The 19,823-nt window shown below is 68.2% G+C and carries 21 protein-coding genes; 13 read left to right on the top strand and 8 right to left on the bottom strand.

Annotated features, from left to right (window positions below; translation table 11 throughout):
* Window positions 1-73 precede the first annotated feature (73 nt).
* Window positions 74-466 (bottom strand): MerR family transcriptional regulator, encoded by a 393-nt coding sequence (locus tag AC1DNC_RS04625; RefSeq protein ID WP_476861374.1) that lies wholly within the window; start codon window positions 464-466, stop codon window positions 74-76.
* A gap of 173 nt (window positions 467-639) precedes the next feature.
* Between AC1DNC_RS04625 and AC1DNC_RS04620 the strand changes: the two genes are divergently transcribed.
* Window positions 640-2,163: a SulP family inorganic anion transporter gene (locus AC1DNC_RS04620; protein WP_476861373.1), complete on the top strand. Its 1,524-nt coding sequence runs from the start codon at window positions 640-642 to the stop codon at window positions 2,161-2,163.
* 39 nt (window positions 2,164-2,202) lie between these two features.
* On the opposite strand, the gene AC1DNC_RS04615 is transcribed toward AC1DNC_RS04620, so the two are convergent.
* On the bottom strand, window positions 2,203-2,496 hold the full coding sequence (locus AC1DNC_RS04615; protein WP_476861372.1) for a DUF4287 domain-containing protein: 294 nt from the start codon (window positions 2,494-2,496) through the stop codon (window positions 2,203-2,205).
* Window positions 2,497-2,626: 130 nt separating this feature from the next.
* On the opposite strand from AC1DNC_RS04615, the gene AC1DNC_RS04610 reads away from it, so the two are divergent.
* Window positions 2,627-3,067, top strand: a complete 441-nt coding sequence (locus tag AC1DNC_RS04610; protein WP_476861371.1) for a protein-tyrosine phosphatase family protein — start codon at window positions 2,627-2,629, stop codon at window positions 3,065-3,067.
* 59 nt (window positions 3,068-3,126) lie between these two features.
* Here the strand turns inward: AC1DNC_RS04610 and AC1DNC_RS04605 are convergent, their stop codons facing one another.
* Window positions 3,127-4,233 carry a GTP pyrophosphokinase gene (locus AC1DNC_RS04605; protein WP_476861370.1) on the bottom strand — a complete coding sequence of 369 codons (1,107 nt, stop codon included), beginning with the start codon at window positions 4,231-4,233 and terminating at the stop codon, window positions 3,127-3,129.
* A 206-nt stretch (window positions 4,234-4,439) separates the two neighbouring features.
* Between AC1DNC_RS04605 and AC1DNC_RS04600 the strand changes: the two genes are divergently transcribed.
* The 4 genes from AC1DNC_RS04600 to nhaA all read left to right on the top strand — a co-directional run bounded on the left by AC1DNC_RS04600 (window position 4,440) and on the right by nhaA (window position 8,832).
* Entirely contained in the window at window positions 4,440-5,234 is a 795-nt protein-coding gene (locus AC1DNC_RS04600) for an alpha/beta hydrolase (RefSeq protein WP_476861369.1), read from the top strand.
* 79 nt (window positions 5,235-5,313) lie between these two features.
* Window positions 5,314-6,705 carry a TrkH family potassium uptake protein gene (locus AC1DNC_RS04595; RefSeq protein WP_476861368.1) on the top strand — a complete coding sequence of 464 codons (1,392 nt, stop codon included), beginning with the start codon at window positions 5,314-5,316 and terminating at the stop codon, window positions 6,703-6,705.
* Complete coding sequence (locus AC1DNC_RS04590; RefSeq protein ID WP_476861367.1) at window positions 6,698-7,393, top strand: potassium channel family protein; 696 nt, start codon at window positions 6,698-6,700, stop codon at window positions 7,391-7,393. The genes AC1DNC_RS04595 and AC1DNC_RS04590 overlap by 8 nt, the downstream gene beginning before the upstream one ends.
* 77 nt (window positions 7,394-7,470) lie before the next feature.
* Complete coding sequence (nhaA, locus tag AC1DNC_RS04585) at window positions 7,471-8,832, top strand: Na+/H+ antiporter NhaA (RefSeq protein WP_476861366.1); 1,362 nt, start codon at window positions 7,471-7,473, stop codon at window positions 8,830-8,832.
* Between the two features lie 32 nt (window positions 8,833-8,864).
* Here the strand turns inward: nhaA and AC1DNC_RS04580 are convergent, their stop codons facing one another.
* Entirely contained in the window at window positions 8,865-10,142 is a 1,278-nt protein-coding gene (locus AC1DNC_RS04580; protein ID WP_476861365.1) for an MFS transporter, read from the bottom strand.
* A 74-nt stretch (window positions 10,143-10,216) separates the two neighbouring features.
* Here AC1DNC_RS04580 and AC1DNC_RS04575 point away from each other — a divergent pair, with 74 nt between their 5' ends.
* From AC1DNC_RS04575 to AC1DNC_RS04555, 5 genes are all read left to right on the top strand, one after another.
* Window positions 10,217-11,182, top strand: a complete 966-nt coding sequence (locus AC1DNC_RS04575; RefSeq protein ID WP_476861364.1) for a carbohydrate kinase family protein — start codon at window positions 10,217-10,219, stop codon at window positions 11,180-11,182.
* 9 nt (window positions 11,183-11,191) lie between these two features.
* The gene (locus AC1DNC_RS04570) at window positions 11,192-11,689 is read left to right on the top strand and encodes a YbhB/YbcL family Raf kinase inhibitor-like protein (RefSeq protein ID WP_476861363.1); all 498 of its coding nucleotides are present in this window, start codon (window positions 11,192-11,194) and stop codon (window positions 11,687-11,689) included.
* A 133-nt stretch (window positions 11,690-11,822) separates the two neighbouring features.
* On the top strand, window positions 11,823-12,641 hold the full coding sequence (locus AC1DNC_RS04565) for an HAD family hydrolase (RefSeq protein ID WP_476861362.1): 819 nt from the start codon (window positions 11,823-11,825) through the stop codon (window positions 12,639-12,641).
* Window positions 12,642-12,745: 104 nt separating this feature from the next.
* Complete coding sequence (locus tag AC1DNC_RS04560) at window positions 12,746-12,991, top strand: hypothetical protein (RefSeq protein WP_476861361.1); 246 nt, start codon at window positions 12,746-12,748, stop codon at window positions 12,989-12,991.
* Between the two features lie 44 nt (window positions 12,992-13,035).
* A complete protein-coding gene (locus AC1DNC_RS04555; protein WP_476861360.1) occupies window positions 13,036-13,827 on the top strand; it encodes a glycerophosphodiester phosphodiesterase family protein in 792 nt (263 codons plus the stop codon).
* Window positions 13,828-13,879: 52 nt separating this feature from the next.
* Here the strand turns inward: AC1DNC_RS04555 and AC1DNC_RS04550 are convergent, their stop codons facing one another.
* Together AC1DNC_RS04550 and AC1DNC_RS04545 are read right to left on the bottom strand one after the other, a co-directional pair.
* Window positions 13,880-14,773: an NAD(P)H-hydrate dehydratase gene (locus AC1DNC_RS04550; protein ID WP_476861359.1), complete on the bottom strand. Its 894-nt coding sequence runs from the start codon at window positions 14,771-14,773 to the stop codon at window positions 13,880-13,882.
* Window positions 14,757-15,524 carry a histidine phosphatase family protein gene (locus tag AC1DNC_RS04545; protein WP_476861358.1) on the bottom strand — a complete coding sequence of 256 codons (768 nt, stop codon included), beginning with the start codon at window positions 15,522-15,524 and terminating at the stop codon, window positions 14,757-14,759. Before AC1DNC_RS04545 ends, AC1DNC_RS04550 begins: the two co-directional genes overlap by 17 nt.
* Window positions 15,525-15,625: 101 nt before the next feature.
* Between AC1DNC_RS04545 and AC1DNC_RS04540 the strand changes: the two genes are divergently transcribed.
* Together AC1DNC_RS04540 and AC1DNC_RS04535 are read left to right on the top strand one after the other, a co-directional pair.
* Window positions 15,626-16,750 (top strand): glycerate kinase, encoded by a 1,125-nt coding sequence (locus tag AC1DNC_RS04540; protein WP_476861357.1) that lies wholly within the window; start codon window positions 15,626-15,628, stop codon window positions 16,748-16,750.
* A gap of 139 nt (window positions 16,751-16,889) precedes the next feature.
* Entirely contained in the window at window positions 16,890-18,464 is a 1,575-nt protein-coding gene (locus AC1DNC_RS04535) for an MFS transporter (protein WP_476861356.1), read from the top strand.
* Between the two features lie 7 nt (window positions 18,465-18,471).
* Here the strand turns inward: AC1DNC_RS04535 and AC1DNC_RS04530 are convergent, their stop codons facing one another.
* Complete coding sequence (locus AC1DNC_RS04530; protein ID WP_476861355.1) at window positions 18,472-19,182, bottom strand: DUF6766 family protein; 711 nt, start codon at window positions 19,180-19,182, stop codon at window positions 18,472-18,474.
* Window positions 19,183-19,185: 3 nt separating this feature from the next.
* Window positions 19,186-19,677 carry a DUF6328 family protein gene (locus AC1DNC_RS04525; RefSeq protein ID WP_476861354.1) on the bottom strand — a complete coding sequence of 164 codons (492 nt, stop codon included), beginning with the start codon at window positions 19,675-19,677 and terminating at the stop codon, window positions 19,186-19,188.
* Between the last annotated feature and the right edge of the window lie 146 nt (window positions 19,678-19,823).

The raw sequence follows: 19,823 nt of genomic DNA, 5'->3' as shown, positions 1-19,823 counted from the left end.
CGGACGAGTATGTCAGATTTAAGGCCGCGGGTCTCCGGACGGGCAGATCCCGCCCGCGGAGTAGGCGGGGAGTTCAGGCGGTTCGCCGCCCCAGCAGGGCGATGAACTCATCCGCCTGAAGCAGGTTTCGGGCCATCTTGGCGCGCTGGTGCTCGGCCCGTTCCAGGAATTCGGCCAGCCGCGCGGCGGGGCCGGCGCCGTAGGCACCAGCCGGGGCGGACCCCTCCGCTCCCAGCAAGCCCAGGATCTCGGCCATTTCCTCGAGGGAGAAGCCCAGCGGTTTCATCTGCTTGATCAGCATCAGGCGCGCGGCGTCTGCCTCGGAGTAGACCCGAAAGCCACCATCGGTGCGGGCCGTCGCGGGGAGGAGTCCGACGTCGTCGTAATGGCGGATGGTGCGCAGGGAAAGTCCCGTGCGTTCGGCCAGTTCGCCGATGTGCATGGTGCTCCCGGTCTGTTCCGTCATTGCTGGCTCCTTTTCTGCCGGATTCAACTCTACCATCACGTTAGGGTAGAGTTGGGGGTGAGTGGTGCGACCGCCGAGTCCGGTCCCGCTCCCTCCCGGCGCGATGCAGCGCCCCACATTCTTCGCACGTAAGGGCGCCTTGCCGTCCTCCCTGACCCTGAACGGAGCCAGCGATGGCCATCAAAACCGCCGGGAAGCCCCCGGCTTCCACCCCCGAACAACTGCAATCGGTCCGGGGCGCACTGCTGTCCCCGCGACGGCTGAAAACCGAGGTCCTCGGCGGCCTCGTCGTCGCTCTGGCCCTGATTCCGGAGGCAATCGCCTTCTCGATCATCGCCGGCGTCGATCCGCGGATCGGGCTCTTCGCGGCCTTCACCATGGCCGTCACCATCTCGATCGTCGGCGGCCGGCCCGCGATGATTTCGGCCGCGACCGGCGCCGTCGCCCTCGTGATCGCCCCGCTGGTGAAGTCCCACGGCCTTGACTACCTCGTCGCTGCCGTGATCCTGGCGGGGATCTTCCAGATCATCCTGGGTCTCTCCGGCGTAGCTAAGCTGATGCGCTTCATCCCGCGCTCGGTCATGGTCGGCTTCGTGAACGCGCTGGCCATCCTGATCTTCATGTCCCAGGTCCCCGAGCTGCTGGGGGTCCCGTGGCTGGTCTATCCGTTGACGGCGCTGGGCCTGCTGATCGTGTTCGGGCTGCCCAAGCTCACCAGGGCAGTTCCCGCCCCGCTTGTGGCGATCGTGGCGCTGACACTCATCACAGTCTTTGCCGCCATCGCGGTTCCCACCGTGGGGGACAAGGGGAAACTGCCCGATTCGCTGCCCGCCCTCTTCGTCCCCAATGTGCCGTTCACGCTGGAGACCCTGCAGATTATCTTCCCCTTCGCCCTCGCGATGGCCTTCGTGGGGCTGCTCGAATCCCTGATGACCGCCAAGCTGGTCGACGACATCACGGACACCCGCTCGCCCAAGACGCGTGAGGCCTGGGGCCAAGGCGTGGCAAACGTCGTCACCGGATTCTTCGGCGGCATGGGCGGCTGCGCGATGATCGGCCAGACCATGATCAACGTGAAGGCTTCCGGCGCCCGCACCCGGATCTCCACGTTTCTCGCCGGGGTCTTCCTGCTGATCCTGGTGGTTGCCCTCGGCGGCATCGTCTCGCTCATCCCCATGGCCGCCCTGGTGGCCGTGATGATCTTCGTTTCCGTGGCCACGTTCGACTGGCACAGCATCCGTCCGCGGACTCTGAAAATGATGCCCAAGAGTGAAACCGCCGTCATGGTCGCCACCGTGATCGTTACCGTGGCTACCCACAACCTGGCGATCGGCGTCGGCGTCGGCGTGCTGGTGGCAATGGTGATGTTCGCCCGCCGGGTGGCTCACTTTGTCACCGTCGCGCGGACGGTGACAGAGGACGACGGCGGCCCCGTCGCGACGTACAAGGTCGACGGCGAACTCTTCTTCGCTTCCTCCAACGACCTTTACACCCAGTTTGAGTACGCGCTGGATCCCGAGCGCGTTGTCATCGACCTGCACGCCTCGCATCTCTGGGATGCCTCCACCATTGCGGCGCTGGACGCCATCACCGAGAAGTACCGCCATCACGGCAAGACCGTGACTGTTGTCGGCCTCAACGACGCCAGCGTGCTGATGCGCGAACGCCTCGGCGGGAAGCTCGGGGCCGGACACTAGGAGACGGGACACTAGGAGATCGGCGCCCGGGCAGCGGAACTACGACGAGGGCTTCGATGCCTTGCCGTCGAGCCAGAGCGTGTCCGACTCGTCGCTGTGCGCACCGGTGGCACCAACGTACTTGCTGCTGATGCCCGGTCCCTGCCGGATGACGTGGACGATTGCCATGCCGTGGCCGCGGCCCAGCCCGTAATCCGCCCTCAACCAGTCGAGGATTTCGCCGGCTTTCACGGTCGCGTCATCAAAACCCTTCTGCTGGGCGAGCTCTAGGAGTTGGCGCGGGGTGAGTCCGGTCTTGTCCTCGATCGTGTCGAGGTACGCCTGGAATGACATCCTTGGGTTCCCTTCAGCGGTTCTTGAGTTCCGGGCCACTCTAGGGACCGGAATCCTTCACCGCCAGACCCGTGTGGCCCTAATTTTGCGATCCTTTGGCCGGTATCCGGGAGGGGCTACGCTCGGGACTATGGCGCAGACATGGGAACCGGGCCAACCGGGTGTGCTCAGTCTTCCGTCCGGACGCCTGATCCGCGGCCGGGGCCTGCTGGCGCCGGTTCCTCCCGGACCACTGCCGGAATTCGGCCTGTATCTGCTGGGCAGCCGCCCGCGGCCAACCGCGTGGGAGTCCCGCTGGGTCCGCTGGCGGGACCTGCACGTACCCGCCGACGACGCCGATGCCCTCGATGCCTTCCGCGAGGCGTGGCGGCGCGCCGAAACGGAACGCGTCGAGGTGGCCTGCTGGGCCGGCCGGGGCAGGACCGGCACCGCCCTTGCCTGCATCGCGGTGCTCGACGGCGTTCCCGCCGCCGACGCCGTTGCATTCGTGCGGCGGAACTACCGGCGCAGCGCCGTGGAAACGCCCTGGCAGCGGCGCTACGTCGCAAGGTTCCAGGACCCCCACCGCTGAGGGGCGGGGAACGGCTCGGTCCGGTCCGGGCTGCCAGTGCCGAAAGCCTGCCCAAAAACCTAGCCCTGGGTCAGCCGGTAGCGCTCGATCTGCTTGAGCCGGCGCTGCAGGCTGTCGCGCCGCGGGTGCGGGACGGCGTCGGCCGGTTCCGCGGTGAGGTCGATGTGCGCGGTGCCGTACTGCCACAGCAGCAGGTCATCGAGCAGCCGGTCGGGCCCGGGGGAGTAGCGGTGGTCCAGGGCCTTGCGGACTTCGGTGATGCGGTTGGCGCTGAGCAGGCCGGCGAGCTGTACGGTCTGGTTCAGGCCGTGCGCGGCCATCAGCTCGGCAGCCCAGCCCCAGTCGTCGTCGACCTTCCGGTCCACGTGCGGCAGCAGCGTCCGCCAGACGTCGCGGATCCGGTTGGGGGTGAGCTGCGCGGCGCCCTCGCCGTCCATGTCCCAGTAGCTGCGCACCTCCTCGTAACGTTCGTGCAGATCCGCGAAGGCGCCCTCCACGGTTTCCAGCATGGCGGCCGTGGCGGTGAACTGGCGGTCGAAGTGCGGGGTCCAGGCGCGCGGGTCCTCGGCTTTGAACCGGATGTCGTGCTCGATCTCGCTCCAGGCGTGCGCGAAGACCGTCCGGATCTGGCATTCGAAGAAGTAGCTGCCGTTGGGCTGGGCCTCCGGGTTGAAGACCTGCTGGTACTCCTTCACGGCCTCATTCTGGATGGTCCGCAGGATCAGGTGCCGGCTGGAGTAGCCGTAGGTGCCGGATTCGATCGAACCGATGTCCTTTTCGCGGTCTCCCCGGCAGTCGAAAAGCTGGCGCTGGCGTTTGATCAGGTTGGCGACGACGGCGTTTTCCGCTGGCAGCTTGGTGATGACGCGGATACCGACCATGTCATTGAGCGTGCGGAACGGGTCCGGAAACTTCAGCACCGGCGGGGCGCCCGGTTCCAGCGGCTCCTCGATGCGGGAAATCTTCTCGCGGAAGGACTCCACGGTCTTGGTCCGTCCGGTCACGAACAGTGGCGTCACTTCGGTGCCCTTGAGCATGGTCCGCAGCATCAGCAGCACCTCGCGGGTGACCAGTTTCAAGGCAGGACGGACCCGCTCATAGAGTTCCACGTTGTCCTGCACGGATTCGCGCAGCGCGGGGTCCAGCCGCTCCCAGTTGCTCGCCATGGGCCTAGCTTACGGCGCGGGTGTGACAGCCGGTCCAGCGTGTCCCCGGATGGCGGCAATACGGCGCCGGCTTCCGCGGCGCCGTCCGGGGCCCAAGGTAGGCTCTGCTCATGGCTGATGTGCGGCGTCGGGTTTTCATCGCGACCGCAGCGGCGGCGACTTTGGGGGCGGTCGCCGCTTGTTCACCGGGCCCCAAGGAGGACACAGTGAAGCGGCAGAAGTACCACTACGGCGAGGACCCGAGCCAGTGGGGGGAACTTTTCCTCCCGGACGCGGCCGAGCCCAGGGGCGTGGTGGTGGTCATCCACGGCGGCTACTGGCGGTCGCAGTACGGCGCCGAACTCGGCGAACCGCTGGCCAAGGACCTCGCCGCGCACGGCGTAGCGGCCTGGAACCTTGAGTACCGGCGGGCCGGCAACGGCGGCGGCTGGCCGCACACCTTTGCCGATGTCCTGGCCGGTATCGACAAGCTCCGGGACATCGCCGGCGAGCACGCCCTGGGCCTGGACCGCGTCGTGGCCCTCGGCCACTCCGCGGGCGGGCACTTGGCCGTCTGGGCGGCGGGCCGGAGCCGGCTTGGCCAGCTCGGTGCCCCGGACGCGGACCGCCAGCTGCAGCGCAAGGGCGACGGCGACGCGGTCCACCTCACCGGCGTCGTCAGCCAGTCGGGGCTGCTGAACCTGGCCGAGGCGGAGCGGCTCAATCTGAGCAACGGCGCGGTGAGTAACTTCCTGGGCGGATCTTCGGATAAGTACCCCAAACGGCATAAGTTCGCCGATCCCATGAGCGCGGTGCCGCTGCAGGTCCCCGTCTACGCCGTCCACACCACCGAGGACGACACCGTGCCGATGAGCCAGTCCGAGGGCTACTCCGCCGCGGCCAAGGCAGGAGGCGCCCCGGTTCAACTGCTCAAGGTTCCCGGCGACCACTTCGCGCTGATCGACCCCAAGGCGGCCGCCTACCGGAAGTGCCGCGAACTCGTGCAGCAACTCTTGGGCTGAACCGGGCGAGGCGGCCCCGGGGAGCGGGCGCCGGAAGAGGCCCGGCGAAGGACGCCGGCACCGGTGATAGCGTGGCCCCATGCATGTGAACGTTCCCGCGGTGCTCCGTGCCCCCGTGGCGGGCTTCACCAAGTTTGCGCGTGCTTTCGGGCCCCGCCATCCCGCCCAAGTGATCGTCCTGGGCTTTGCCGGCGCCGTCGCCGCGGGGACCGGCCTGCTGTCCCTGCCGATGGCAAAGACCGGCGACGGCGGGGCCACCTTCCTGGAGGCCCTCTTCACGGCCACCTCAGCCGTTTGCGTGACGGGCCTGAGCACCGTGGACACGCCGGTGTTCTGGAGCGGCTTCGGCCAAGTGGTCATCCTGGTGCTGATCCAGATCGGCGGGTTCGGTGTGATGTCCTTCGGCACCCTGCTCGGGGTCCTGACCGCCCGCCGGCTGGGCCTGAAATCCCGGTTGTCCGCCGCCGCGGAGACGAAAAGCACCGGCTTCGGCGACGTCCGCGGGGTGCTGGTGGGCGTCCTCGGCATCAGCCTGATCGTGGAAACACTATTGGCCGTGATCCTCGCGGCCCGCTTTATGGCCGGCTACGGCTACCCGCCCGGCGAGGCTGTGTGGCGCGGCATCTTCCATGCGGTGTCAGCCTTTAACAACGCCGGTTTCGCCCTGTATTCAGACAATCTGATGGGGTTCGTCGGCGACCCCTGGGTGTGCCTTCCGATTGCCGCGGCGGTGATCATCGGCGGCCTCGGCTTCCCCGTCCTCTTTGAACTGGTCCGGCAGTACCGGCGCCCGATCTTCTGGGGCATGAATACCAAACTGGTCCTGGTCGGCACCGCGGTGCTGCTCACCGGCGGAACCGCGTTCCTGACTGCTGTGGAGTGGACCAACCCGGCCACACTCGGCGCGCTGCCGGCCGGCGACCGCGTGCTCGCCGGCTTCTTCCAGTCCGCCATCACGCGCACCGCCGGTTTCAACAGCATCGACATCTCGCAGATGCATCCCGTGTCCTGGCTCGGCATGGACATCCTGATGTTCATCGGCGGCGGCCCGGCGGGAACCGCCGGTGGCTTGAAGATCACCACCTTCGCCGTGCTCTTCTTCATCCTCACCACCGAACTCCAGGGCGGCACGGCCGTGAACATCTTCGGGAAGCGGCTCTCCCGCGCCGTCCACCGCCAAGCGATCACCGTGGTGCTCCTCGCGATGGCGCTGGTGTTCGGATCCACCATATTCCTGATGCTCATTACCGACTTTGGCCAGGAGCGGATCCTTTTCGAAGTTGTCTCCGCCTTCGCGACGGTGGGCCTGTCCACGGGCATCACCGCCGCCATGCCGCCAGCCGGCCAGCTGGTCCTGATCCTGCTGATGTTCGTCGGCAGGCTGGGGCCCGTGACCCTCGGCGCCGCCCTCGCATTGCGCGAACGGCCCCTGCTTTACGAATTCCCCAAGGAAAGGCCGCTCATTGGCTAAGAACATTTTTGCCGCCCGCACGGCGGCCGCCAGCACCAAGGCGTCCTCGGTGGTGGTCATTGGCCTCGGCCGCTTCGGCGGCTCCCTGGCCCTGGAGCTCGAGGCCCAGGGGACCGAGGTCCTCGGGGTAGACGCCAGCGAGGAAATCGTCCAGTCCTTCAACGGGCGCCTCACCCATGTGGTCAGGGCCGATTCGACCAAGGAGGAGGTGCTGCGCCAGCTGTCCGTGCACGAGTTTGACCGCGCGGTGGTGGGCATCGGCTCCGACATTGAAGCCAGCATCCTGACCACCTCGCGGCTGCTGAAATTCCAGCGCCCGCAGATCTGGGCGAAGGCCATCAGCGAGCCGCACGCCGAAATCCTCGCCCAGCTCGGCGTCGAGCACGTGATCCGGCCTGAGCATGACATGGGCAGGCGGGTGGCCCACCTGGTCCTCGGCTCCATCCTCGACTACGTGGAATTCGAGGACGATTTTGTGATGATCCGGACGGGCCCTCCGGCTATCGTCCGGGACCGCCCGCTCGGGGTCGTGGGACTACGGGAGAAATTCGGCGTGACCGTGGTGGCCGTCAAGCGCCCCGGCGGGACCTGGGGCCACACCACGGCGCAAACGGTCCTCTATGAGGAGGACCAGATCATCGTCCAGGGTGCCAAGTCACAGGCGGAACGATTCAGCACGATGCCGTAGGCAAAGTAGACTGGGGACAGGTGCGCCGGGAAGTCTGGTCGGCATAGTTCAGTCGACCCAATTTTGAGGACTTCCGCATGAGCCACACCCCGCCTCCCACGCCGCCGTCCGGCACGCCGCGCCTGACCATCTTTGGCCGCGGCAGCTATGCCGAATCGCTGCGCATCGGCGAAATCCTCCGGAAGGAAACCGTCGGCGGAGCCCTGCTCGTGCTGGCGGCCGTTGCCGCGCTTATCTGGGCCAACTCGCCGGCGTCGGAAAGCTATTTCGCCCTCCGCGACTTCAAGTTCGGCTACGAGCCCTGGCACCTAAACCTCAGTCTCGGGGCTTGGGCCGCGGACGGGCTGCTCGCCATCTTCTTCTTCCTGGTGGGCCTGGAGCTCAAACGCGAATTCGTGGCCGGCGATCTGCGCCAGCTGAACAAATCGATCGTCCCGGTCGCCGCGGCCATGGGCGGGGTAATCGTCCCGGCCGCGATCTACGCCGTCGTGAACCTCGGCAGCCCGGAGACCCTGCGCGGCTGGGCGATCCCCACGGCCACGGACATTGCCTTCGCCGTCGCGGTCCTGGCCATCATCGGCTCGCACCTGCCGAGCGCGCTGCGGATCTTCCTGCTGACGCTCGCCGTGGTGGATGACCTGATCGCCATCACCATCATTGCCGTGTTCTACTCCAGTGATCTCCAGATCGTCCCCCTGCTGCTGGCCTTGCTTCCCCTGGGCCTGTACACCTACCTGGCGCATCGGTACCGCCGCTTCTTCGGGCTCAAGGCCCCCGCGGCGTGGTTCATCCTGCTGCCCCTCGGCCTGGCCACCTGGGCGCTGGTGCACGCTTCGGGTATCCACGCGACGGTGGCCGGGGTGCTGCTCGGTTTTGCCATCCCGGTGCTCCGCTCCAAAGCCAGCGGGGGGCCGGAAGCCGGGCCGGGACTGTCGGAAATCTTCGAGCACCGCTTCCGGCCGATCTCGGCCGGCATTGCGGTACCGGTCTTCGCCTTCTTCTCCGCGGGCGTCGCCGTGGGCGGCTGGGACGGGCTGGGCTCGGCGCTTGCCGATCCAGTTGCCCTCGGCATCATCCTGGCCCTCGTCCTGGGGAAACCCGCCGGCATCATGGGAACAACCTGGCTGCTTACCAAGGTGACCAAGGCGAGGCTGGACGACTCGTTCAAGTGGATCGACGTAGTTGGCGTTTCTATCCTGGCCGGGATCGGTTTTACCGTGTCGCTGCTGGTGGCTGAGCTCAGCTTCGGCAACGGCAGCCTCCATGACGACCACGCCAAGGTGGGCATCCTGGCGGCATCCCTGCTGGCCGCACTGCTGGCGAGCGTGGTGTTGCGCACCCGCAACCGGCAGTACCGGCTTGCGGAGGAAGAGGAGCGGCGCGACTCGGACAACGACGGGATTCCCGATGTCTACCAGGAAGGCGGCGCTGCACGCTGAGCCGCCGCGGGCCGGACTTAGCCGGCGCGGCGCTACGCGTGGTGGTCGGTGCCCCGCATCCGTACCGCGACCACCAGCCCGGACGCTGCCGTCAACGCGGCCACGACGGCGACCGCCGCCGGGATGCCGTAGGCGTCCGCGAGCAGCCCGGACAGCAGTGCACCCACGGCAAAGCCGCCGTCGCGCCAGAGCCGGTAGATGCCGACCGAGCGTGCCCGCCATTGCGGGTGGGCCACGTCGCCGATGGCCGCCAGCAGGGTGGGGTAGACCATCGCCGTGCCGATGCCGAGCAGGACGGCCGCGAGTAGCCAGATCTTAAAGCCGTGGCCGGCCGCCACGAGGGCGAGGCCCGCTGCCTGGACGAGCATGCCGCCGGCGATCAGCCACTTGCGCCCCAGCCGGTCCGACGCGGCGCCGGTGACCAGCTGCACCGCGCCCCAGACCGCGGGGTAGACCGCGGCGAGGATGCCGATGCGTTCAATCGAGAGGCCGGCGGCGGCGAAGAGCACCGGGAACAGGCCCCAGGCCAGGCCGTCGTTGAGGTTGTTGACCAGTCCGGCCTGGCTCACCGAGGAGAGCGAGCGGTCCCGGAAGCTGGTCAGGGTGAAGATCTCGCGGGTGCTGAGCGAAGCCCCGGCACCGCTGTGCGCGTCGACGTGGTTCGCGGCTTCCGTTTTCGCATGGTGGTGCGTTTCCTTGACGGCCAGCACGGACAGGCCCAGCCCCAGGGCGATGAAGGCGGCACCGAGCAGGAACGGCGCGGGCCGCAGGCCGTAGGATGCCGCGAGGTAGCCGGTGAAGAGGGCCGTCCCAGCCACGCCAAGGTAGCCCGCGGCCTCGTTGAAGCCCATCGCGAGGCCGCGCCGGTTCGGCCCGACCAGGTCCATCTTCATGACCACCGTGGTGGACCAGGTCAGACCCTGGCTGATGCCCAAAATCACGTTGGCGGCGACAATCCAGGACCAGCTGGTGCCGAAGATCAACAGCAGCGGCACGGGCAGGGCTATCAGCCAGCCGGCCACCAGCACCGGCTTGCGCCCGTAGCGGTCCGAGAGCGTCCCGGCGAAGTAGTTGGTGGCAGCCTTGGCCAAGCCGAAGGCCAGGATGTAGGTCAGGGCGCTCGTGTACTTGTCGAGGTGGAACACGTCGCTTGCGAGCAGCGGAAGCACGGTGCGTTCCTGGCCGAGGGTGCCGCCGACCAGCGCGTTGACCGCCACGAGCAGCATGAACTGGGCGAGATTTTGGCGCAGCCCCAGGATCGCGGCGCCTGACGCGCCGCGTTGGCGGGTCGGGGATTCGATAGCTGCCATACATTCAGGTTATACCCCCAGGGGTATGCCGACAAATGTGCGCGCACGGCGGCGTTCTCTGGCAGAGTATGAGCATGCTCACAGTCATTGGTGAGGCCCTGGTTGATGTTGTCCAGCGCTCCTCAGGCATCCAGGCCCATGTCGGCGGCAGCCCACTGAACGTCGCGGTGGGCTTGGCCCGGCTGGACCACCCGGTGCAGTTCATCGGCCGCTACGGCCGGGACGCCTACGGCGAATCCGTCGCGGCGCACCTCAAATCCAGTTCGGTGTTGCTGCCGCTGGGGCCGGATGAGTTGCCGACGTCGGTGGCCACCGCCCTGATCGACAACGACGGCGCCGCGAGCTACACCTTCGACCTCGCCTGGGAGCTCCCCGGCCTCGCGGACCGGCTGCCGTTCATGCTGCAGGGCGGCACGCTGCTGCACACCGGCTCGATCGCCACCATGCTGGCGCCCGGCGCCGCCGAGGTGCTCGCCGCCGTCGAACATGCCCATCCCTCGACGACCATCAGCTTCGATCCCAACTGCCGGCCCAGCATCATCACCGACGCCGACTACGCACGCCATCAGGCCGAAAAGTTCGTCACCCTCGCGGACGTGGTCAAGGCCTCCGATGAGGACCTCGAATGGCTCTATCCCGGTGTTGACCCGCTGGATTCGGCCCGCCGGTGGCTCTCGCTCGGCGGTTCGGAAGGCCCGGCCATGGTGGTGGTCACGCGCGGCGCGGCCGGGCCGTGGGCCGTCAATGCCGCCGGCGAGGGACACGTTCCGGCGCCGGCGGTGAAGGTGGCGGACACTGTGGGCGCCGGGGATTCCTTCATGGCCGCGCTGCTCTCCGGCATCGTGGACCGGGGCCTCAACGGCGCCCAGAACCGCAAGGACCTGCGCGGGCTTTCCGCGGAGAGCCTGCGTGAACTGCTCGGCCACGCCGCCTCTGCGGCTGCCGTCACGGTCTCCCGCGCCGGGGCCAACCCGCCCACCCGCGCCGAACTAAACCGGATGGAGCTGGACCCTGAACGCGCGGGCCTAACCAGCAACTGAGAGGAAGCCATGGCAACCTTCAAGCTACGCAGCGACACCTTTGAGGACGGCCAGATCCTGCCGGCGGCCCAGCGCGGCGCAGCGACCGGACCCGGCGGCAAGGACGAATCGCCGCCGCTGAGCTGGAGCGGCGCCCCGGCCGGCACCCGAAGCTACGCCGTCACGGTGTTCGACCCGGACGCCCCGGGCCACGGCGGCTTCTGGCACTGGGCCGTGCTGGACATTCCGGCGGACGTCACCTCGCTGGCCGCCGGGGCGGGGTCCCGGCACGGCGGCGGACTGCCGCTGGGCGCCTTCCAGCTCCGGAACGACGGCGGGTCAGCCGGTTACCTGGGGGCCGCCCCACCCAAGGGCCACGGACCGCACCGCTACATCATCACGGTGCACGCCCTGAACGTTGAAAAGTCCGGGCTCGACGCCGGCGCCTCCCCGGCCAAGCTGGAAGCCAAACTCGGCCCGCACACCTTGGCCCGGGCGAGCATGACCGGCCTGTACGAACGGCACTGACCGCCGCCGTCGCCGTCGTACACCCTCTGCCCGGGCCCGTTTCGACGGTTCCCTGCGCCCTCGACGTCGGCGAGCGTCGACTGGGCAGGGAACCGTCGAAATGGCGCGGTCGCAGCCAACGTAGACTGGCAGTATGCGGCTGGTAGCAAGTGATATTGACGGAACGATCCTGGGCCACGACGGCAAAATCAGCGACCGGACCGTGCGCGCGTTCCACGCCTGCCGCGACGCCGGAGTGGAGCTGGTGTTCGTCACCGGCCGGCCCCCGCGCTGGCTGCATCCCCTGCAGGAGCAGCTCGGCCACACCGGAACCGTGATCTGCTCCAACGGCGCGGTGGTCTGGGATCTCGAAGCCGACCGCATGGTCTCGGCCCGCGCCTTGGAGCTCGAGGCCGTTTTCGAAGCCCGCCGCATCATCCAGCGGCTTCGCCCCTCCGCGCTGTTCGCCGCCGAAACCCTCACCGGCTTCCACCTTGAACCGGGCTTCCTGGGCACCGGCTCCAGCGGACTGCTCGCCGAATTCACGCCTGCCCCGCTGCAGGAGACACTCAGTGCGGACGACGCGGTGGTGAAGTTCCTCGCGGTGGTCCGGGAAGGTTCGGCGGACGAGTTCCTCGCCGAGGTCACTCCCGCCGTCGCCCACCTGGCCGCCGCCACGCACTCCGCCCCCAACATTGCGCTGCTGGAACTGTCGCTGCCCGGCGTCAACAAGGCCGTGACCCTCGCTGAATACGCGGCGTCCCTGGGCGTTGAAGCGCAGGACGTCGTGGCTTTCGGCGACATGCCCAACGACATCGAGATGCTGCGCTGGGCCGGGCACGGCTACGCCATGGCCAGCGGACACCCGGAGGCTATCCGGGCGGCCGGCCGGCAGGCGCCGCATTTCGACGACGACGGCGTGGCCCAGGTCCTCGAGGCCAAACTCGCCGAGCTGGGCGTCCGGCTCACGTAAGCGATGCCCCGCACGGGATTCCCAGCTGCCGGACAACTGCCGTTCATCTTGGCCTCCTAGGCTGGCAGGACCGAACGGATCTCTTGACTGATGGTGGGGCAATCATGGCCAGGTACGGCAACCGACATATTGATGACCAGCCGCTCCGGCGGGTGGACCCGGACGCGCACTGGAAGAGCCTGCGCCAGGGCGACCGGGTCCGGGTTCGGCTCTCGCCCGGCTTTGAGACCGGCGGTTTGGTCGACGAGGTCACACTGGACCACACCACCGTCTGGGTGGACCTTGACGGCGCCGGCCGGACGCTGCTGCACTGCAGCGATGGCGTAGAGATCCTGCCGCACGGAGCCTGAACACGCCTTCCCGCTGGGCCGGGGTGCTCCGGTACGCTTCAGGAGTGACTGCCCCGCACCCCTTCCTCGCCGCCGGCGACGCTGCCGGAGCGCCCGTCGCGATGGCCCACCGCGGTTTCTCGCCGTCCGGCGCCGAGAACTCGATGGCCGCGTTCCGCGCCGCCGTCGACCTCGGTTACCGCTACCTCGAGGCGGACGTCCACACCACCGCCGACGGGGTGCTGCTGCTCTTCCATGACGAAACCCTGGACCGGGTTACGGACGGCAGCGGCCGGATTTCCGAGCTCTCCGCCGAGACGGTGGCCCAGGCCCGGATCGCCGGCGTCGAACCGATCCCGCTGCTGGCGGAGCTGGTCGCGGAGTTTCCGGAGATCCGGCTCAATCTCGACGTCAAGGACTGGAACTCGGTGGCCACGCTGGCCGCGGCGATTGAGCAGTTTGGCCTGCACGACCGCGTGCTCATCGCCAGCTTCTCCGACCGCCGGCGCCGGGCCGTGCTGCGGCGCCTGAGCCGTCCGGCCGCAAGCTCCGCCGGGATGGCCTCCAACGCCTTGTTCGTGCTGCTGGGACCGCTGCTTCCGGCGGCGTTGCTGCGCCGCGTGGCGCTCCGCGACGTGCACGCACTGCAGGTGCCGGTCCGGTACGGGGCCGTGCCGGTGGTGACCGCGGGGTTCGTCCGCCGCGCCCACCGCCACGGCCTGCACGTCCACGTCTGGACCATCAACGAGCCGGCCGAGATGCACCGGCTGCTGGACCTCGGCGTCGACGGGATCGTCACCGACCGCGCGGACCTGCTGAAGACGGTCCTGCAGGAACGCGGGCAGTGGCCGGGCTGACGTCCCTCAGCCGCCTGAAAACCCGCGCAGCAACCGTAGCCCGTTGTGAATCCTAGCTGCTGAGCTCCACCATCAGCGCCGGCAACTCATCGCAGAGCTCGCGCGCCAGATAGCCGAGTCCGCCCAGCCTGCTCGCCAGCCGGTCACCCGCGGCGGCATGCAGGTGGGAGCCCCAGCAGGCGGCCTGCGCGTCGGCTGTTCCGCGGGCCCGCAGCCCCGCAATGGCGCCGGCCAGCACGTCGCCGCTTCCCGAGGTGCCCAGCCCGCTGTGCCCAGTGGTGATTTCCCAAACGCTCCCGCCCGGCTCCGCGATCACACCCTGGCAGCTCACCACGGCCTGGTACTTCTCGGCGATCCCCGGCACGTCGCGGTGCAGGTCTTCAAGGTCGCGGCCCAGCAGGATGCCGCCCTCGGTGACGTTGGGGGTCAGGATCAGCCGTCCCGCCCAGGGCTGCAATTCCCCGGCCAGCTCGGGCAGGCAGCCCAGGGCATAGGCATCGAGGACGACGGCGGGCCCGCGCTTCGGTCGCGACCTGCCCGGCAGCAGCAGCGCGCGCAGCAAGGACAGGGTCTCGTCCTTGTCGTCCAGGCCCGGTCCGACCAGGATGGCGTCTGCCGCGCCCACTTCGTCTGCCAGCAACGACGCTGCGGAGCCCTTGACCGATCCATGCGTAGTCTCCGGCAGCCCCACGACGCCGGACTCCGGGAAGGCGACCGCCAGCTGGACCGCCGTCGACTCCGCCACCGCCAGTGTCAGCCGGCCCGCACCGGAGCGCAAGGCAGCGACGCCGGCGAGCAGGGCGGCCCCGGGCGTCTTGCGCGCGCCGCCCACCACCAGCACCGAACCCCGGTCATCCTTGCCGGAACCGCCGCCGGGCAGCGGCCAGCCGCGCAGCAGCGTCGGAGTCAACTGCACTGCGGGCGAGGGCTTAGCGCGGGTGGACATCGGCGTCTCCTGCGTGCTCGGTGACGGGTACGCCATGCTCCGCCAGGTGGTCCGCCACGTTGAAGCTTTCCAGCTCCCACGCGCCGCTCCCGCCGGGCCGGACAAAGCGGCTGACGGAGGCGTTGAGAATGCTGGTCGTAGCGGCAAGGTCCAGCAGCTCTGCTTCCGAAAGGCCTTGCAGAATGTAGCGGAACAGCACGATCAGGGCGTCGTGGCAGACCAGCAGGACCTCTTCTCCGGCATGCTCACGGTCCAGTTCGGCCAGCAGCGAGCGGAGCCGCAGCACGACGTCGGCCCAGGACTCGCCGCCCGGCGGCCGGTAGTAGAACTTCCCCAGCCACCGCCGGCGCTGGGCCTCCTCGGGCAGCCGCGCCTCCACGCCCGCGGAGGTCAGCATGTCCAGGATCCCGAGCTCACGGTCTCGGAGCCGCTCGTCCAGCCGGAGCTGCACCCGCCAGCCGCCCGTCTGGACCGCGAGTTCGGCGGTCTGCCGGGCCCGGGCGTAGGGGGAGGACCAGACGGCGCAGCGCTCCTGTTCGGGGATGCGGGCCAGCATCCGGCCCAGCGCCAGCGCCTGTTTCCGCCCGGTGTCCGAGAGTCCGACGTCGGCGTCGCGAGCCGGGACATTGATGACGTGCGCCCCCGCCTGGTGCGCGAGCGTCGCGGCCACATTGCCTTCGCTTTCCCCGTGCCGGACCAGGACGAGTCCCGTGATGCCCGGCAAGCTGCCGCCGTGTCCGATGTTGCCCACAGTTACCTCCTGCTCGCCGGCCCGAAAGTGCCCACGTTACTCCCGCGCTCCCTGCCTTGTCTCGGAAAGGAAATGTCGGCGCCGGCTGGCAGGATGGAGCTATGCGTATCCTGATCGCCCCGGACAAGTTCAAGGGCTCCCTGACCGCCGCCGAGGCCGCCGCCGCCATTGCTGAGGGCGCCCTGCGCGTCTACCCCGAGGCGGAGGCCGTCCAGTTCCCGGTGGCCGACGGCGGTGAGGGCACCTTGGAGGCAGCCGTTGCCGCCGGCTACGAGGAACGCCTGAATGCCGTCGTCGGACCGATCCTGGCGCCCATCGGTGCGGCCTGGGCGATCCGCCGGGACTCCTTCGGCGGCGCAACCGCAGTTATCGAGACGGCGCAGGCATCCGGCCTCGCGCACATGGAACCGACGCCGGCGAACGCCCTCCGGGCCCACAGCTACGGGTGCGGGCAGTTGATAGCGGCCGCGTTGGATGCGGGCGCCACTGAAATCGTGCTTGGCGTGGGCGGCTCGGCCATGAGCGACGGCGGCAGCGGCGCCCTGCGGGCCCTTGGCATCAAGCCGGTGGACGCGGCCGGCAACGTGGTGCCGCTCGGCGGCGGCTCGCTCGGCGACGTTGCCGCCGTGGACCTCAGCGGCCTGGATCCGCGGCTGGCAGCCGTAACGTTCAGGATTGCCGTGGACGTGCAGAATCCGCTCTATGGGCCTGACGGTGCTGCGCACGTCTTTGGGCCCCAGAAGGGCGCCGACGAAGAGGCCGTGGAGCTGCTCGACGCCGGGCTGCGCAACTGGGCCTCGGTGCTGCGGCAGACCACCGGCCGCGACGTCAACGTCCCGGGCGCGGGCGCCGCCGGCGGCTTCCCGGCGTCGTTCCTGGCCCTGAGCAACGCTTCTCTCGAGGGTGGATTTGAACTCGTGGCCGGGTTGACCGGGCTCGCCGGGAAGCTCGCGGATGCGGACCTGGTGATCACGGGCGAGGGCTCGCTGGATTCACAGTCGCTGACCGGCAAAGCGCCGATTGCGCTGGCGGACGCCGCCCGCGGCCGCGGCATCCCCGTGATCGTGGTCGCCGGCAGGATCCTCGTCACCCCCGAAGACCTGGAGCGCCACGGGGTGGTCGCGGCCGCACAATTGCTGGACGTGGCTCCGAGCCCGGCCGAGGCCATCTCCAATGCGGCAAAGTATCTGGCCTGGGCCACGAGCCAGGTGCTGGAAGGCGCCTAGACCGCCGCGCGGAGTTGCGCGCTTGTGATGGATTAACTCTGGTTTCAGGCACGCCTGCGCCGATAAAATGGGCCCAATTGGGGGCCGTGACTCTCCATCTGGGCCACGGGCAAACCGTGGCCCAGCACAGGAGACCAAAATGTCCATGAAGCGCAACAGCCCCCGCCGGCCCAAGCTCCAGGAACGCCGGCTGGAGGTCGAACACATCAACGTCGTTGACCGGCGAGTGATGCGTAAGGCTCTCGGCGGCACCATCGTCGGGAACACGATGGAATGGTACGACGTCGGCGTGTTCGGCTACCTGATCACCACCATGGGTCCGGTCTTCCTGCCCGAAGCGGACAAAACGGTGCAGAACCTGTTCCTGCTCGGTACTTTCGGAGCCACCTTCATCGCCCGGCCGCTGGGCGGGGTGTTTTTCGGATGGCTGGGCGACAAGATCGGCCGCCAGCGGGTCCTGGCCATGACGCTCATCATCATGGCGGCCTCCACCTTCGTGGTGGGGTTGCTGCCCGGGTACGCCGCACTCGGGATCTGGGCGGCCGTGCTGCTGGTCGCCACCAAACTCATCCAGGGTTTCTCGACTGGCGGTGAATACGCCGGCGCCACCACCTTCGTCAGCGAACACGCCCCCGACGCCCGGCGCGGCTACTTTGCCAGCTTCCTGGACCTCGGCAGCTACATGGGCTTCGCCATCGGCGCCGCCTTGGTCACGCTGCTGCAGGTGACGCTGGGCGGCGACGTGATGGAGGCGTGGGGCTGGCGGGTACCGTTCCTCATTGCCGGGCCGCTGGGCCTCATCGCCATCTATTTCCGGATGAAGATCGAGGAGTCCCCGGCCTTCCAGGCCAGCCTCGACGCGCAGGGAACGGCTGGTCCGGCCGGGGAAGCCGCGGAAACCAAGGGCCCGGTTGCCATCTTCGCCTCGCACTGGCGCGGCATCCTGCTCGCCATGATCCTGGTGGCGGCGGCCAACACGGTCGGCTACGCGCTGACGTCGTACATGCCCACCTACCTGACCTCGAACAAGGGCTATGACGAACTCCACGGCACGCTGCTGACCATCCCGATCCTGGTCCTGATGTCCGCCGCGATTCCGCTGACCGGCAAGCTCTCGGACCGGATCGGACGCCGGCCGGTGCTTTGGATCGGGTCCCTAGGCACCGTAATCCTGGCCGCCCCGGCCTTCCTCCTGATCGGTATTGGGGCCATTTGGTCCACGCTGTTGGGCCTGGCGCTGATCGCTTTCCCGCTGACGTTCTACGTGGCGAACCTGGCCTCGACGCTGCCGGCGCTCTTCCCGACCGCCAGCCGCTACGGAGCAATGGGCATCGCCTACAACTTTGCCGTCGCCATCTTTGGTGGCACGGCGCCGTTCATCATCGCGTCCCTGATAGCGGCGTCGGGCAACGAGATGATGCCGGCGTACTACCTGATGGCCACCTCGGCGATCGGGGCCGTGGCGGTCTACTTCATCAAGGAGACGGCGGGCAAGCCATTGATGGGATCGATGCCGAGCGTTGACACCATCGAGGAAGCACACGAACTCGTGGCCGGGCAGGAATCGAATGAGAACCTGAACCTCAACGAGATGCCGTTCGACCACACCTACGAGCCGGCCGAGGCCGAGGAGGTGCGGGAAGGGGAGCCCGAGTCGCGGGACCCCGAGCTGCGGGACGGAACACCCGAGCGCAGGGACACCCCCGCAGGGTAGCGGTCGCCTAGGCGCCGGTTTCGTAGTGCGGTTCGGCCACCGGCTTCGACTCGGGGGAGCCTTTCTCCCGCAGGTACACCGACGCGCCCACCAGCACGGCGACGGCAAGGAACTCGCTCTGCCAATTCTGGAAGGACTCGAACCAAAAGCGGCTGGTCGCGAAGTAGCCCAGCACGCTGACCGGCGGCTGGCCGTGGGCCTGCTGCTCCTGGCTGTACTCCTCGCTGCCGCCGACCGCGTGAAGCGCGACTGACATCAGGAAAAGCAGCAGGAACATGATCGAGAGGGAGTGTTCGTAGAGCTTCAGCACCCACCCGCCCCGGCGCACCGGCCACGGTGCCGCCGGCTTGAGCGCAGCCTGCCGCGGATCCTCGTCCTGCGGAGCTTTCTTGCCCATTGGCTTGGATTCCGAGGAGCCCTTTTGGAAGAGGAACACCGTCAGGATGACGTACATGCCCATCTGGAGGAACTCGGATTCCCAGTTCTCGAACGTCGCCTCCAGGAACGCGCCGGTACCCAGGTACTCGAGGATTCCGACGGCGGACTGGCCGTGGGCGAGCTGGTCCTCGCTGTAGTCCGCGGCCCCGCTGATGACCATGCCGCCGAAGAAGACAACGAAAAGTCCAATGTTTGCCAGCAGCAGTCCATGTTCCTTGGCCCACTTGCGCATTTTCGCTCCCGACTTTGGGTGGATTTTGTGAGGTGCGGTTTCAGTCATGTCCTATTCCCGTCCGGCCCGGCGGCGGAGCCTGTTGGGAATCAGCACGAGCAGGACCAACAGTACGGCCAGCAGCGCGCCGCCCGCGGCAAGTCCGGCGGTCCGTCCGGCCGTGACGTCAAAAACCAGCGCAGAGGTGCCCACACTCAGGAGGGCGACGCCGGCCAGGGCCACTTTCGCGATCCGGTCCGCGCTAGCCACGAGAATCTCCTTGAGCCCCTTGCGGAAGAGCCGCCGGTGCGCGCTCACCGGCAGCAGGATGAGGGCCGTGGTGAGGGCCGCCAGGACGACGTTTACGAGGTAGAGCGCCAACTGGAAGCCGTCCAGCGTCTCGAAACGGGACTGGAACGGCAGGGTCAGCAGGAAGCCGGCCAGGATCTGGACGCCGGTCTGGAGGACCCGCAGCTCCTGCAGCAGTTCGGCCCAGTTGCGGTCCATCTTCTCGTCGAAGCTTTCATCCCGGCTGTCCTTCCGGGTTTCCTCGGCGTTTGGCATCGTCGTTTCCTTTCGAGTTCCACCCTGCCCTGCCTGAGTCTCAGGAAGGGCACGGTCAGCCTGCCCGAAACCACACAAAATCGTCTCGTTACTAAGCTTACTGAGGATTTTTCGGGTACGGTGGAAATCAAGGGAAGGCCGCGCTC

Source organism: Arthrobacter sp. 01N442 (assembly GCF_056399345.1).
Note: the sequence above shows the minus strand (reverse complement) of the source record. Positions and strands in the feature narration are given on the sequence as shown.